13 protein-coding genes and 3 pseudogenes are annotated in these 15061 nt (G+C 42.3%); 3 read left to right on the top strand and 13 right to left on the bottom strand.

Annotated features, from left to right (window positions below; genetic code table 11):
• Positions 1-136 precede the first annotated feature (136 nt).
• The 5 genes and pseudogenes from AC1TO8_RS17170 to AC1TO8_RS17150 form a co-directional block, all read right to left on the bottom strand.
• Complete coding sequence (locus AC1TO8_RS17170; protein WP_482056952.1) at positions 137-280, bottom strand: GNAT family N-acetyltransferase; 144 nt, start codon at positions 278-280, stop codon at positions 137-139.
• 844 nt (positions 281-1124) lie between these two features.
• Entirely contained in the window at positions 1125-1505 is a 381-nt protein-coding gene (arsC, locus tag AC1TO8_RS17165) for an arsenate reductase (thioredoxin) (protein ID WP_482056951.1), read from the bottom strand.
• A 104-nt stretch (positions 1506-1609) separates the two neighbouring features.
• Positions 1610-1756 (bottom strand): annotated as a pseudogene (locus tag AC1TO8_RS17160) (SDR family oxidoreductase); the annotation flags it as partial.
• A 178-nt stretch (positions 1757-1934) separates the two neighbouring features.
• Positions 1935-3944, bottom strand: a complete 2010-nt coding sequence (locus tag AC1TO8_RS17155; protein WP_482056848.1) for a hypothetical protein — start codon at positions 3942-3944, stop codon at positions 1935-1937.
• A gap of 319 nt (positions 3945-4263) precedes the next feature.
• Complete coding sequence (locus AC1TO8_RS17150) at positions 4264-4404, bottom strand: hypothetical protein (RefSeq protein WP_482056847.1); 141 nt, start codon at positions 4402-4404, stop codon at positions 4264-4266.
• Positions 4405-4622: 218 nt separating this feature from the next.
• Between AC1TO8_RS17150 and AC1TO8_RS17145 the strand changes: the two are divergent.
• Positions 4623-7196, top strand: a pseudogene (locus tag AC1TO8_RS17145) (glycosyl hydrolase).
• 174 nt (positions 7197-7370) lie between these two features.
• Here the strand turns inward: AC1TO8_RS17145 and AC1TO8_RS17140 are convergent.
• From AC1TO8_RS17140 to AC1TO8_RS17115, 6 genes are all read right to left on the bottom strand, one after another.
• Positions 7371-8489, bottom strand: a complete 1119-nt coding sequence (locus tag AC1TO8_RS17140) for a nucleotidyltransferase domain-containing protein (RefSeq protein ID WP_482056846.1) — start codon at positions 8487-8489, stop codon at positions 7371-7373.
• 133 nt (positions 8490-8622) lie between these two features.
• The gene (locus tag AC1TO8_RS17135) at positions 8623-8889 is read right to left on the bottom strand and encodes a CD3324 family protein (protein WP_482056845.1); all 267 of its coding nucleotides are present in this window, start codon (positions 8887-8889) and stop codon (positions 8623-8625) included.
• Positions 8890-9435: 546 nt separating this feature from the next.
• Positions 9436-10332: an NAD-dependent epimerase/dehydratase family protein gene (locus AC1TO8_RS17130; protein WP_482056844.1), complete on the bottom strand. Its 897-nt coding sequence runs from the start codon at positions 10330-10332 to the stop codon at positions 9436-9438.
• 52 nt (positions 10333-10384) lie between these two features.
• Positions 10385-10642 (bottom strand): hypothetical protein, encoded by a 258-nt coding sequence (locus AC1TO8_RS17125; RefSeq protein WP_482056843.1) that lies wholly within the window; start codon positions 10640-10642, stop codon positions 10385-10387.
• 194 nt (positions 10643-10836) lie between these two features.
• Positions 10837-10953 carry a helix-turn-helix domain-containing protein gene (locus AC1TO8_RS17120; protein ID WP_482056950.1) on the bottom strand — a complete coding sequence of 39 codons (117 nt, stop codon included), beginning with the start codon at positions 10951-10953 and terminating at the stop codon, positions 10837-10839.
• A gap of 346 nt (positions 10954-11299) precedes the next feature.
• On the bottom strand, positions 11300-11641 hold the full coding sequence (locus tag AC1TO8_RS17115) for a winged helix-turn-helix transcriptional regulator (RefSeq protein WP_482056842.1): 342 nt from the start codon (positions 11639-11641) through the stop codon (positions 11300-11302).
• Between the two features lie 104 nt (positions 11642-11745).
• Between AC1TO8_RS17115 and AC1TO8_RS17110 the strand changes: the two genes are divergently transcribed.
• Both AC1TO8_RS17110 and AC1TO8_RS17105 read left to right on the top strand, forming a co-directional pair.
• On the top strand, positions 11746-12603 hold the full coding sequence (locus AC1TO8_RS17110; RefSeq protein ID WP_482056841.1) for an arginase family protein: 858 nt from the start codon (positions 11746-11748) through the stop codon (positions 12601-12603).
• 37 nt (positions 12604-12640) lie between these two features.
• Positions 12641-12937, top strand: coding sequence for a hypothetical protein (locus AC1TO8_RS17105; RefSeq protein WP_482056840.1), 297 nt, complete (start codon positions 12641-12643; stop codon positions 12935-12937).
• 102 nt (positions 12938-13039) lie between these two features.
• Here the strand turns inward: AC1TO8_RS17105 and AC1TO8_RS17100 are convergent, their stop codons facing one another.
• Both AC1TO8_RS17100 and AC1TO8_RS17095 read right to left on the bottom strand, forming a co-directional pair.
• A complete protein-coding gene (locus tag AC1TO8_RS17100) occupies positions 13040-14383 on the bottom strand; it encodes an FAD-binding oxidoreductase (protein ID WP_482056839.1) in 1344 nt (447 codons plus the stop codon).
• Between the two features lie 479 nt (positions 14384-14862).
• Positions 14863-14954 (bottom strand): annotated as a pseudogene (locus tag AC1TO8_RS17095) (DUF4260 family protein); the annotation flags it as partial.
• Between the last annotated feature and the right edge of the window lie 107 nt (positions 14955-15061).

The raw sequence follows: 15061 nt of genomic DNA, 5'->3' as shown, positions 1-15061 counted from the left end.
TTTCGCAGATTGTCCGAAATCGACCAATCTCCAACGATTCCTGAATCACTGTTGCGCTATCATCACCCGGATATTGCTTTAATGAGCTTATGTTAAAATAACAAGTAATCAGAGAGCTGGATTGAAAAAACTCTATTTAAGTGAATATCAAATCAGCAATAAGACCATGTTCTTGCCCTCTTACTATTTCAAGGTTATCAAAAGTACATTGTAAAATTGCTTTTGTAGCTTCAGTTTCGTAACTCTTCCCCCAATATTTACGTCTTAATCTCCATCCAATCTCAAGGCCCCGATTACAAGCTTTGCTATCTCAGGAGTAAATTTTACAGCCTCTGGATCATTGAAATATATGGCTAGCTAATTTAACCGGAAAAGCAGTGTACACTTGCAAGTGCTACTCCAAAAGTCGATGTTTTCTTTAATTAAATTATAGATACAATCCTTTTTTTAATTCCATTTTTATTAAAACTATTATATAGAGGGGTCATTTTATGGCTTTTTTCAGCCAAATTTATAAGATATAAAGCATATTCTGATTTTGCTTCCTCTCCAAATAGTCGAATTTTGAATCAAATTGGCAATCGGACAAGAACTTGGTCCCGTAGCCAATCCCCTCCGATTCCGACACAAAAAATCAACTCGTTTCAAATGAGTTGTTTACTAACCATGTTTTGTAACAATAGAATTAATGTAATTCTTTAGTTCAAGATCCTCCGGAAAATCAATGACTATATGTGTTGGCATATTACTTCCCTTGACTGGCTGGATAGGCGCAGTGGCCTAAATTAAAGCAATCCTGTACTTGCACCTTCACTTTAAAGGGGTAAGGTGAAGATGCTGCTAATTACTGTATCCTGCATATATCAATGATTGTTACGGATTATTTCTGTTTCACGGATTTTAGAGCTTTAATGCTTCCAGCCTTTTTGCTCGCTCAAACGCTTTATGTAAAAACTCTTTAGCCGATAAATCCTCATAATCCTAAATTCTGGACTCTATTGTAGTTGAGCCTGAATAATCCGTTTCCACAATTTTTTTCGTGGTTGTAGACTAATCAATCGTGCCGTCAAAGGGTAACCCGTGTTCGCTATGACTTCCGTTATTATCATGTAAATGTACTACAATCAACCGAGAACCGTACTTGGATAATAAATCATTGCCCATTTCTCTTCATCTGTACCTTGCGCTTTGGCTGGATCATTAAATCTCCAATGTTCAAGTTTCACTTTTGGAGGCGTAATCGGGCATTTGTCAGTAGCATCGCCACATAAGGTAACGACTAGATCTGCGTTATTCAAAAGATTGGGATCAATCATATCCGAGGTTTGCATAGATATATCAATATCTACCTCATTCATAGCTTTTACAGCTTTAGGGTTTAAGCCATGGGCTTCAATGCCAGCACTATAAATATTCCAAGTCCCCCCTAAGTATTTCTTAGCCCAACCTACGGCCATCTTGCTCCGGCAAGAATTTCCTGTACATAAAAAGAAAATGGTACCGATCTTCCCATTCCCTATTCTCTAAATTCTTCATAACTCGTTAGAAAAAGACCCGGGAGTGAAATGAGGTTCCGACTTCCCGGGGATTTAGATAGGCAGTTAATAATTTATTTGGCGTAATATCCGCCGTCGATTGGCAGTTCAATTCCTGTAATATAGGAAGAATCATCCGAGGCCAGGAACAGCACGCCTTTGGCGATATCCTCAGCTGTACCGAGGCGCATCAACGGAGTCTGTGAGAAGAACCACGGCTTCAATTTGTTTTTATGGAAGTTACTTCAGCTCTTGTGTTCAATGAGAAACCAAATAAAATATATTTTTATCGTTATATCTAATAAATTTATTTTCTAAATATTCTATCTAACTAAGTTTCTTAAGAATGATAATTACTTTGACATCCGTAATAGGCCTGCACCAAAGTCAAAATAATAATTAGACTAATCCAGCGACCCAAGGTGATAACCGCAAGCTTACATCACTTGTGTTTATGAGATCACCAACCGTAAAACCCGTGAGGTTTTGAGCTCTAAAATTGATTGGGAAGGCATCATTTACACTTCCTGTTCCCGTAGTACTACCACCTATTGAAGACCCATTAATTTGATTGTACACAGCCAGATAATAAATATTATTACCTAACAGCGTAATAGGTGCAGTTAATGGCAGGATGAACAGACCTGGTGTAAAGGACATTGATACAGTAGTCACAGCAATAACCGAAGCTGTTGTTGAACTGACTGGTTGTAAAACAGCCATCTGAAACCTACCTGTATTACTACCTAATTGTGTAACAAAAGCTGCAAGTCTACTGATCGTTGAGTCTTGCCCATTAAAGGCAAGAGCGCCAATGGCTTGGTTGTTTCCAGAACCTTCGTTAAAATCAATTAGTGTGTCTATGTCTCCCATTTTTACGGTTTCAATAAATGGTGATCCATCACCCGTTACTCCAGTTAGTCCGGTTGGTCCTGTTGCTCCAGTTACGCCTGTAGCTCCGGTTACTCCAGTTGCCCCTGTTGCGCCAGTTGCTCCGGTTACTCCCGTTGGTCCTGTTACTCCAGTTGCCCCTGTTGCGCCAGTTGCTCCGGTTACTCCCGTTGGTCCTGTTGCTCCTGTAGCTCCTGTTGCGCCTGTTGGTCCGGTTGCTCCAGTTGCCCCTGTTGCTCCTGTTGCTCCAGTTATTCCCGTTGGTCCGGTTGGTCCTGTTGCTCCTGTTGCTCCAGTTACGCCTGTAGCTCCCGTTGGTCCTGTTGCTCCTGTTGCTCCTGTAGCTCCTGTAGCTCCTGTAGCTCCTGTAGCTCCAGTTGCGCCTGTTGGTCCTGTTGCCCCTGTTGCTCCTGTTGCGCCTGTTGCGCCAGTTACGCCTGTAGCTCCTGTCGCTCCCCCTGCGGCTCCCGTTTCTCCTGCGGCTCCTGTTTCTCCTGTTGCTCCCGTTGCTCCTGTTGCTCCTGTTGCTCCCGTTTCACCACTATCTCCTGTAGCTCCTGTTTCTCCTGTTGATCCCCCTGCAGGTCCTGTAGCTCCCGTTGCTCCTGTTTCTCCTGTTGCTCCCGTTGCTCCTGTTGCTCCCGTTGGTCCTGTTGCTCCTGTTGCTCCCGTTGCTCCAGTTGGTCCTGTTGCTCCTGTTGCTCCTGTTGGTCCTGTTGGTCCTGTTGGTCCTGTTGCTCCTGTTGGTCCTGTTGGTCCTGTTGCTCCCGTTGGTCCTGTTGCTCCAGTTGCTCCTGTTGCTCCTGTTGCTCCTGTTGCTCCAGTTACTCCTGTAGCTCCGGTTACTCCGGTTGCTCCTGTTGCTCCTGTTGCTCCAGTTGCGCCAGTTGCTCCTGTTGCTCCTGTTGCTCCTGTTGCTCCTGTTGCTCCTGTTGGTCCTGTTGCTCCTGTTGCGCCAGTTGCTCCTGTTGGTCCAGTTGCTCCAGTTGCTCCTGTTACGCCTGTCGCGCCTGTAGCTCCGGTTACTCCCGTTGCTCCTGTTACTCCGGTTACTCCTGTTGCTCCTGTTGCTCCCGTTGCTCCGGTTACTCCAGTTGCGCCTGTTGTTCCGGTAGCTCCGGTTGCTACTGTTGGTCCTGTAGCTCCCGTTGCTCCGGTTACTCCAGTTGCTCCGGTTGTTCCTGTTGCCCCTGTTGCCCCTGTTGCACCTGTTGCCCCTGTTGCCCCTGTTGCACCTGTTGCACCTGTAGCTCCAGTTGCTCCTGTTTCTCCAGTTTCTCCTCTAAACCCATGTGGTCCTCGCTTACCTCGCTTACCTCGCTTACCTCGCTTACCTCTAGATCCTCTTTCACAACACTTCTTGCTTTTCTTTTGATTATTTATCTTACAAATAATATCCTTATTAATGCAAATTCCGCTTCTTTTTAGACACTTAGTTCTTTTTTTATTGCTCCTATGGGGTTTATGTTTCTTCAGTTTCTTCTTACATAAACTACGATAACTTGACTTGCATTTCATGAGAATTCTCTTTTTTTTGTTTGAATAAATAGTCAACTTAGAACACCTCCATGTACCTATAATATGGGTTTTAGTAAACTTGGATTGGGTATAAACAACAATAATTACCACTACGGGTCGAAAAATTTGAAGTTTCTGAACTAACTTTGGAGCGAGCTGGTTTCAAAATTTCTTTGTGTATTCATGTACTAGATGTCGAATGAATTTACATCATTAAACTAAAATTTATAATACACACTGGAATAGTGACTTTTATTTCACGAATTCAATCATTACTATTTAATCATAGGAGATTCTAAAATGGCTGCTGTTACCACATTTATTTTAGCGACTGCTCATTTACAATCAAAACTAATTCACCGAAAGAAACAGTGGATGAAATCATACAATTATTGAAGATCAAGTGCCCTGTTGGAGATACAATTGTAAATCCAGTTAATCTTAAATTGGCAAACATCATTATCGAAAATTAATCGCTGCCTCAGCGTACTTTTTTCCGCTATGGCGATTTCTCGATAAAAGGGATGTGTTGTCGGAACATCCAAACAATAACTTATTTTCTTATTCTCTAATATTTACAAATTATTACATGTATGTTATGTTCGCTATGTAAGCGCATCCATGAAATGTTAGATGTCACAAATATTTATCAATTTAACATGGAAAGGAATGATGATTATGAAAAACTTGTTTAAAAAGGCAATCGCAATTATGCTGGCGTTTACCCTACTCCTTGGGTTGATGACAGCGCCAGTACATGCAGACATCCCACTTTTCACGATTGAAAGCGAGAACGCTCAGCTCACCTCCGATCTTCAAGTGGTGACTGAAATTTACGGACAACCTAAGCCTGGATTCTCCGGGAGCGGATTTGTCTGGATGCAGAATTCTGGCACAATAACCTTCACAGTGACTGTCCCAGAAACGGGCATGTATGCGATCTCCACCCGCTACATGCAAGAGCTCAGTCCTGATGGCAGACTTCAATATTTAACAGTCAACGGCGTTACCAAGGGCTCGTTTATGTTGCCCTACACGACCACATGGTCTGACTTTGAATTTGGATTTTATAAGCTGAATCAAGGAAGCAACACCATTCAACTGAAGGCTGGTTGGGGATTCGCTTATTTCGACACCTTCACTGTTGATTATGCCGATCTTGATCCTTTGGATGTGCAGCCTATTCTTACCGATCCTCAAGCAACACCAGAAACACAGATGTTGATGAATTATTTAACGGAGGTTTACGGCAACCATATTATCTCTGGACAGCAGGAGATTTATGGAAGTGGAAATGACGGCGATTATGAGTTAGAGTTTGATTGGATCTATAATTTAACCGGAAAATATCCAGCAATCCGCGGCTTCGATTTTATGAACTATAATCCGCTCTATGGCTGGGACGACGACACAACCGAACGGACCATCGAATGGGTGAATAACCGCGGTGGGATTGCCACAGCTGCCTGGCATATCAATGTGCCTCGCAATTTCACCACCTATCAGCTTGGGGAGTTTGTAGATTGGGAAGACGCCACCTACAAGCCGACGGAAACCAATTTTAATACTGCCAATGCGGTGGTTCCTGGTACGAAAGAATTTCAATACGTGATGATGACCATTGAGGATTTGGCAGAACAGCTGCTGATTCTCCAAGATAACAACGTGCCGGTTATTTTCCGTCCCTATCATGAGGCGGAAGGCAACGGCGGAATAAATGGTGAAGGCGCGTGGTTCTGGTGGGCTTCGGCAGGCGCAGAGGTATAAAAGCAGCTGTGGGATCTACTCTATACCGAACTTTCAGAGACATACGGCTTGCACAACTTGATCTGGACCTACAATAGCTACGTGTACAGCAATTCTCCTGCTTGGTATCCTGGAGATCATCAGGTTGATATTGTCGGCTATGATAAATACAATACGATCTACAACCGTGATGACGGTTTGTCCGGCGTACCCAATGAGGACGCCATTACCTCGACTTTCTATAAACTTGTTGATTTAACCGATGGCACTAAAATGGTAGCCATGACAGAGAACGACACCGTCCCAAGTGTACAGAATCTGATAGAGGAAAAAGCGGGATGGCTCTACTACTGCCCTTGGTATGGCGAGCATCTCATGAGTACCGCCTTTAATGATCCCGCTACCTTAACAACGCTTTATCAAAGTGATTACGTAATCACATTAGATGAGCTACCTGATCTAAAAGTCAACAATCCAGTCCCAAGCTCATCCATTACACCTACCAGCGTCGAATTTGACAAATACGCGGCCAATCAAAGTGACAAAGCCATCACCGTGAATTTTAACGGCAATACGTTATCCGCTATCCGATTAGGTACCAATGCATTAACCTCAACCCAGGACTACATCTTAAACGAAAATACATTGCTACTGAAAAAAGAATTTCTTGCTCAACTGCCGGTTGGAGAGCATTTGATCATCTTTGATTTTAATCAAGGACAAGATCCCGTATTAAAAGTTAAAATTGTCGATTCAACACCGAGCGCTGTGATTTCGCCAGTGAATGCGACATTTGATAAAGCATCGAATCTCGCACAGGATATCTCTATATCCCTTACTTTAAACGGACACCAGCTTGCAAGTATAACGAATGGAAATTACATTCTTATAGCGGATCAGGAATATACGACATCAAGCACTGCTATCGTTCTGCACAAATCCTATCTTTCCGCGCTGCCACTGGGCCAGAATACGATAATCTTTCATTTCAGCGGAGGAAATGACGCTGTGCTTACAGTAAATGTGGTGGACAACAGTGTTCCTGTACCCGCAGGAGAGTTGACAATCCAATCGTTTAACGGCAATACGAGTGCCTCCACCAACGGAATCTCACCCAAATTCAAAGTAATCAACAACGGTGATTCGGCGATTCAGTTAAGTGATGTCAACCTCCGGTACTACTATACAATTGACGGCGAACAACCACAGAATTTCTGGAGCGAATGGGCCAATATCGGGAGTGCGAATGTAACCGGCAATTTCGTTAAACTGGAGACTCCGGTTGCGGGAGCCGATTATGTTCTGGAAATTGGCTTTACGAGTTCGGCTGGAACGCTTAATCCTGGCCAAAGCGCAGAAATCCAAACGCGTTTCTCCAAAACCGACTGCTCCAATTACAATCAGGCTAACGATTACTCGTTTAAAGCATCCAGCAGTCAGTTCGCAGACAATGAACAGGTTACCGGGTATATGAACGATCAGCTTGTATGGGGGATTGAACCGTAAAGAGGTAAATAAAAAGGGTTGGATCGAGGGTTAACCCCCTGCTCCGACCCTTTTTATGTTTGCTGATGATGTGTCTGGTCGCAAGCTCTGCTTGCTCCTCGACCAAGCAACCCGCGTAATCCAGTTTATTTATCCTTATGACTTCGCGAAGTTCTTCAAAAATTAGTTTCAATCTTAAATGATCATATAATTACGGTATAGATCTTCAAAATTCTCGTATTTTTCTACTTCTCTTCCTACCCTTTCATACTCAGCCAAATATTCATCCATAACACCGAGAAAAGCCATTTTCAATCCAGGGAGATTATTGGCATCAAAATACTGCATCAGATCGAATTTTTTTATTCCTCTGTCCATTGTCATTTCGTCAAGATAATTCTGTGCACCCATTGTTACAAGAAATGCAAATGATTTATCGCTCGCATCAACACTCTTAATTATCTTGTTTCGGTAATTGCACCATAATTCCTCATATGTTCCCCGAAGATTGTCATAAGTTGGTATCGTATTTTCTACAAACTTTTCTAGCATGGTATCATATAGAAGAACAACGCTTCTCAATACATCGAGTGATGCTTTACGTATTTCATGAATTGAATTTGCGTCTATAACTGCCATATACAGTGTTTCAAAGTTCTCAGGAATATATTGATACGCAAGTATTTCTTCAAGACACCTCTTAATTCCCCTCTTAATGCATGTGTTGTTCATACTGACTAAGGCATTTACAAGATTATCTACCACACAAGCAGATGCGTACTTTACTGATCCAATATCGTTATATAACATAGATCCTGTATATTCTTGCTTGGCTATATCAATCCACTTTTCTGCTCTTGTAAGGCAGTCTTTCCCAATTGGCTTAGAAAGTTCATCAAGCGCCTTTTGCTTATAAACGTTGAATCTCTCCAAATACTCCGGCTTCGCGCAATAAAGTATTTTCATCTCCGTTAAGCTGGAAACACCAGGACCTTCCAGGTTTGCTTGCGCCTGTATTCTGGTTTCCCATGGAGTGCAGTATATGTCGTACCCAACATCATCCCAAATAAAGCAAGAAGAAATGTTCCACCCTTGATCTGTGTTGTTGATGATTATCAAGTCTAGGTCACTTTTTTCATGAAAATCTCCCGTACAAAAAGAACCGGTAAGTCCAATAATGGCTATATCGTCAGGAAAGTCTCTCTTAGCACGTTCAACAACCATGTTGATTAACTTTTCATTCTTATCCATCAACTTTTTCTTAATAGATTCATCCATTGTTTTCACTCCTAATATTGCATCTTTTATTTCCATAATCATCTCCCCCTCCATTCAATTTTAATGTACATCAAATAACGTTTGTATGAGAGGGATAAGTTGATTTAAGTCGTCTTTTACACAAAAAAGTCCGTTAAGCCAATCAATTTGATCGGCCGAACGGACTTGTCTAACGTTTTTGATAAACTATCTTTCTAATGCTATCTATGGATAAAAAATATTTCTCAGATAGTTCTTTGATTTGAATTCCTTTTCGATAGAAAGCTTGAATTTCTACATTTCTATTCGCAATCATAAGCTTGCTTTGGGTATTGTCTCCCCATTTTTTATGACTCTCTTTTGGTTTTGGTATATATATCAATTCACCTTGCACATATTCCTGAATTACAATAAGCAATTCTTCTGGAAAAATATCCTCTGCTTTTGAATACTTCAACTTGACTCACTCCCTTATTAGTAAATAAATAAGGTGCAAAGCCAGTCGGAAGAAAGTTATTTACCACAATGGTAATATTGTTTCCTTATCCTCTATACAAAGCATTACCATTTCTTCCGCTAACTTTGCATAGAGTTGAGCATGTAAGAATCCTACACCGATCGTTTCCAAAAGTCTCACCTCCGCAAATTAACTTCCATATTTTTCAACCAATAACGAAAATAATAGGATGTAAATTTTAACATATTTTTATCTTACTCAATAACCTGGTTTAATTCAAGGCATATTAATGGCTCTTGTGCACCAGTGGGAAGCGAAATAAAGTGCTAAATATAAAGTAGAAAAACAGATCGTTATCTGGACACTATGAACACTTTGATTCCAAATGATACGAATCCTGCGAAATGAGGAACAATTCGAAATCATTGTAATAAATAAGCTTGCTGAAGCAAGTGGCGTTCATCGCTTGCGAATCCCACGAACTCCATTCGCCGTTGACCGTCATCAGTTCCAGCATGTCCGCTATGCAAAAAGCCTTTTTCTCGCTTATGAGATGTTCTTAATCCAGCTCAGCATAGGTTCTTCCGAAGGTAGCCAGCCCAGCAGATTTCTTGCATGTACTGCACGTACTCGACTGTTGGATGCAATGGCAAATCGAGCCCAATCGCCCAGTTCTGCAATGGCTTCGTCGGCCGGCCAACTCATCGTTTTTCCTGAAAAGCCAAGTGCTTCACTGATGGATTTGGCAATATCCTGAAATGACTCTTCTCCATTCTCTGCGAAGAAGTATGACGCAGATGGTGCTTTTTCTAAAGCCAATCGATATAATTCCGCCAAATCCTTGATATGAACATTGGACCAGCAGTTCACACCTTTGCCGACATGAACGCCCGCTCTCACCGCTTTGGACTTGAGGATAACCTGAGGCAGTTGATCGCTTTCCGTCGGCAATCCAAGTGCATCGCCATAGATCATGGAAGGCACGATAACCACAGTTCTAACCCACTCATCTATTCCAGCTTTGCGAACCAAATTGTTGATAGCGACCCGGTCAGCGCGAATATCCATGGGAACAAACGGCGTCTCCTCGTCATAAATATTCTCGCTTTCAGAATCGCCCCGAGCATCATCTCCGACCACGCTGGAACCTGATGTATGCAGGAATGCTTTGCCAGTACCACGTAAGGCGGCGATAAAGGTCTCCACAGCCCCTCTGTGATCCGAATCGGCGGTATGAATGACCGCGTCACTCAACTTAGCATACTTGGTCAGCACTTCATTATCTTCTAATGTTCCAAACACGGGCTCAATACCGAGTTGCTTAAGCGCATCCACCTTCTTTGGATCACGCACCAGACCGTAGATATCATGTCCGGCATCAATCAGCACCTTCGCCACGGATCCGCCAATATAACCAGTAGCACCTGTCATGAATACTATCATTGTTTCTCTCCTCCTATATCTTTGTTAGTTACTCAGCTAGTGTATTCCCCCTCTATCTATAAAACCAATTATATTTTAATGGATTAACAATAAATATATTTATATATAATATAGATAAAGATCCCCCAACAGACACTGGCTGATCTTTATCCCTCTTCGTGTATGACCGCCATAATCTCGCGAATCTGGACGCCTCATCATTCAGATAGGTAGTTATCACACTAAGCCCGGTTCCATTACCTATAGCCTTCAATATCATATGTAAATTCGGAATGACATACTTCGAGATCGTCTGTGTCTGGTATTTCATATTCCTGAGGGGCCACAATCACAAATTCCTCATCCATTAATTTCAGGTACTCGATGCAGCCGGGGATGTATTTTTTCCGTATAGAACTCGTGTGCAGTGCCTATCTTGATCATGGTGAGCATCGGTAGTGAAGCCGTCCTGAAATTCACCGTTGTCTCCTCCAGCGACTCGATTAGTGGGGCCAACTGGGAGTATTACTCCTTCCCTCGTTCAGTGGGCAACATCTTCCGTGCCGTTCGAATAAAAAGCGCTTCACCCACTTCGGCCTCCAGGGAGGCCAGATGTTGGCTCATGGCCGGCTGTGTCAACATGCGGGTCTTTGCGGCTTCGGACACCGAGCTATTCTTATAAATGTTGCAGAAACTGCTTGCGGTAAGCGGACGCCACTCTGTAAATGAACCAACGAGATTAGCGGTTTAATCCGCCTTTATTTGCTCATACTTAATCTTCTAGCCTATTCTCTTCTAATGTGAAGAAAATGGGTTTTTGTGCATCATCACCTATACCAGTAATAGTGGCTGACGCAAATGAGCGTTATCTGGATCTACTTTCTATGTATATTACGGTAGATAGACAGTAGCATTTAGATCATCATCGTTCATAACACTGCAGGGCTAACCGTGAGGCCAGTCCTGTTCTATACGACAAACAATAGATTTAACTATTCTGATTTTTTACTCCCCACTCACATAATCCTTCCAAAACGGGTAATAAGGTTTCCGCTTTCTCTGTGAGACTGTACTCGACTTTTGGAGGTACTTGAGGGTATTCTATCCGTTTTACCATCCCATCTGCTTCCAATTCTTTAAGTTGTGAACTCAACATTTTATAAGTGATAGCTCCGACCTGTCTCTTAAGATCATTAAAGCGAACCGGCCCGTTTTCAGCCAGGAGGTAAATAATAACCATTTTCCATTTTCCTCCAATAACTGATAAAGTATATCCAAAAGGCGTATCTTGAATATTTTTAACTTTACCTATAAATTCAGCCATACTCATGTTTACACTACCCTTTCTGGAAGTACCTATCTAAAAAGTGCGTACTATTTTTTTGTATGTCTTTATTTTATACTAGCTTTACATTAAGTAAAGGGGAGAAAAAAATGACTAAACAAACAATACGCTTACTGATGCCACAATGGCAAGGGGGAAACAACCCTAACTACTCTTTTGGAGCTGAACTGCTTGCTTGGCTAGCCCCTGACAATGATCAGCCCCTTATTCATGTCCCTGTTCAGGCTTATGACGGAATTCCGCTTGAAAACGAGAACGGTACGTATGGAAGAAAACAGCTGCTTGAGCAATTAGAAGCTGCTCATCATATCATTGATGCTTATAAACCGGATCGTATTGTTATGTTTGGTGGTGACTGCTTAGTCGAACAAGCCCCATTCGCCTATTTAAACGAACGATATAATGGGGAATTAGGTTTGGTTTGGATCGATGCTCACAGCGATTTAGGAAGAATTGTCGGGTATGATTATGGGCATACCTTACCTCTCGGGAACTTGTTAGGAGAAGGCGATGAAGAGTTCGCCAAACATGTGAAAATTCCTCTAAAACCCGAAAATGTGTTTATTGCGGGTATAAATGAACAAACAGATCTAGATACAGAAATCATTCAACGACTAGGTATTAAAACTGCTGAAACCCAAGAGTTAATGAACAGCACTGAATCTATAAAGGATTGGATTAAACAAAGTAACATTAAGCACCTAGCGATTCACCTTGATCTAGATGTGCTTGACCCTAAGGCATTTCGTTCTTTATTATTCGCCAACCCTGAAGTACCATATGATCTTTCCGCTGCTGGAACCATGCAAATGCCCGGGCTCCTTAATCTGATTAAAGAGCTATCTGAAGAAACAGATGTAGTTGGATTAGGTATAACGGAGCATATACCGTGGGATTCTATCAACTTGAAGAAACTTCTTGGAGAAATACCTATTTTAAATAAGTAAAGTCATAAGGGAATGATAATAGAACAAGATTGTAAAAATGCATCCGGCAGACGATCGTAGAGCCACTGCTTCTGCTCCTCTCGTGCTGAATGGACTGAATCATCAGCATAATGAGCCCTGGGTCGCTCGTGATCTGATCATTGAGAATGTCCTACTCGGTTTAGGTGCATTTTGTGCGAAAGCAGATGGTTGTATTTCTTCTCCCGCTATGTGCAACTGGCTAACGATTAGGCTCAATCAGAAGCAAACGAAGGGTTCCATGACAACGTTATGTCGTGGAACCCTTCTCTACTGTTTCCTCAAACTCGACAACTCCGAGGTAGTGCTTGCTTGATGTATATAGCCATTTACAATATTTCGATATACCCTTCTGTTCCATGTACGCGAATTCGCTACCCAGACTACCAAAGATGCAATGTTTACTGCTCCATTTTTATTAAGCGGGTGGAATACTTTGCGGATTGTTAAACACATTATGTGGATCGTATTTCGCTTTTACTTTCTTCAATCTAGCGTAGTTCTTTCCATAATAGACCGGACCTGAGGGTTTAATGCCTTGGTCTGGAACGTTAATATAAGAGCCTACAATATATGGTTGAAGCTTCTTCCTAGTATTTCGAGTTAAGGCAATATTTCTCGCGGCATTAGAAGGCTTCACCCATGAGGTGTTCCATTCGACATAAAATTTAGCTTTCCGCCAGTAGAATGCTGTGGCTGTAGGTGCGATACGACTTATGGCGCCACCCCAGTTAAGGAAATAGAATCCAGCTGGAGTCCCTCCCTCTGCTTTTTCCAGAAATTCGCGCATGGATTTAAAGGCTTTATCCGGGAATGGATGTCTGCCAAAGCCGCTGGAGAACTGGTTACTGAACTTTTGGGGAAGCACTGGATCGGGAGCTAACATAAATTTCGTAGCTTCTGTGTATGGCAGGGAGCGGATGATTTTTTGAGTAGGTGTACCGACACTAAGAATAGGTTCCAACTGGCGGAGGGCATCGCTTTTTGATCCAAGGTACATACCCAACATACTTACATTCCCACCTTTTTTGGGTCCGACGCTTAATTCGCTGCCCAACTTGGTGCTGGCATTAGGGGCCCATACTTGCCACTTTTTCACGACTTTTTCGAACTGAGCCCATGGCCAAGTAACACGGAATACGGTAGCTCTGGCTGGAGCGCGCAGTACTTTGAATTTATATTTGGTATATACGCCAAAATTGCCGCCTCCGCCACCGCGGGAAGCCCACAGGAGATCGGCATTTTGTTTTTTGTTCGCCTTAATGATTCTCCCCTTAGCGTCAACCATTTCAAGTTCAAGAAGATTATCACTGATAAGGCCAATCGTCCTTTGCAATGGACCTATTCCTCCACCAAGCGTAATCCCGCCGATTCCAACCGTTGGACTGTCACCAAATGGAGCAATAAATCCTTGGCGTGCCAGCTTATCTACGATTCTTCCTACCCGATTACCTGTCTCAACAACAACCGTGCCACTAGTCTTATTCAACTTAATGTTCTTCATTTCGCTAACGTCGATGACAATGCCTCCATTGACTTGTGAAAGGTTACCCTCAAGGGCGTGCCTCCCGCTTCTCGGTCGAATAGGGACATTATTTTTGCGGCCCCATCTTATAGCATTTGCAACATCCTGTGTTCTTTGAGCGAAAACAAAAACTTTAGGAAATCTGTTGGTGTGTGGATCCCAATTCTTGCGAGCCGCTTCATAGCCAGGATCTCCCTTAAAAATTACGTGCCCTGTCAGTTTAATGTCTGATTTCACCGATCTATCCAACTCCTTATGAATGAATGAACATCATTTTTAATAATTAATACGAACAAATTAGGCAGGTTCCCTATAACGTATGATGGAAGTTAATGTAGGGTTTGGGCTAGTGCTGATAGTACAGTGAAGTATTTTTGCTCCAAGTGATAATCAGTGCTCGCAGAAAACAATGGAGTATGAGGAAGGAACGATGTGGTTGACAGCCATCATGTTACGCTACACCGCGCGCTAGGAGCTATGTGCGGTGCGAAAGGTGACGGAATGAAATGGAAGATGAAGAAGCGAAAGCTTGCCCTCTGATTTCAACCGCTTCAAGCTATATAGCTACCAAGTTATTGATCTCAGCTAAGGACAAGACTTAATTTCTTATAACAAAAAAGCCGCTAAATTAGCGACTTCTAATGGGACTATGTTTAACCGCTACATCCGTTCATTAATGGCAGTGGTTAGCGTGTTGGCCGTTCGATATGTAAATGTTATATTCTTTGAATAGGCGTGTCTTTAAAATCGGTTACGTATTTCAATCCGTAGCCATCATCCGATCCATTCCGATATGAACCATGTGTATTCTGGTGAACTTAATTTTAGAGCCCTACAGTTACTATCCAAATAGCATTATGGATTCTATCCACTATGATAAAACATTACATATATTATTACTTTCATTTTCAAGTA

Source organism: Paenibacillus sp. Y859 (assembly GCF_056786405.1).
The sequence above is the reverse complement of the archived record's forward strand: the minus strand, read 5'-3'. Positions and strand labels throughout refer to the sequence as shown.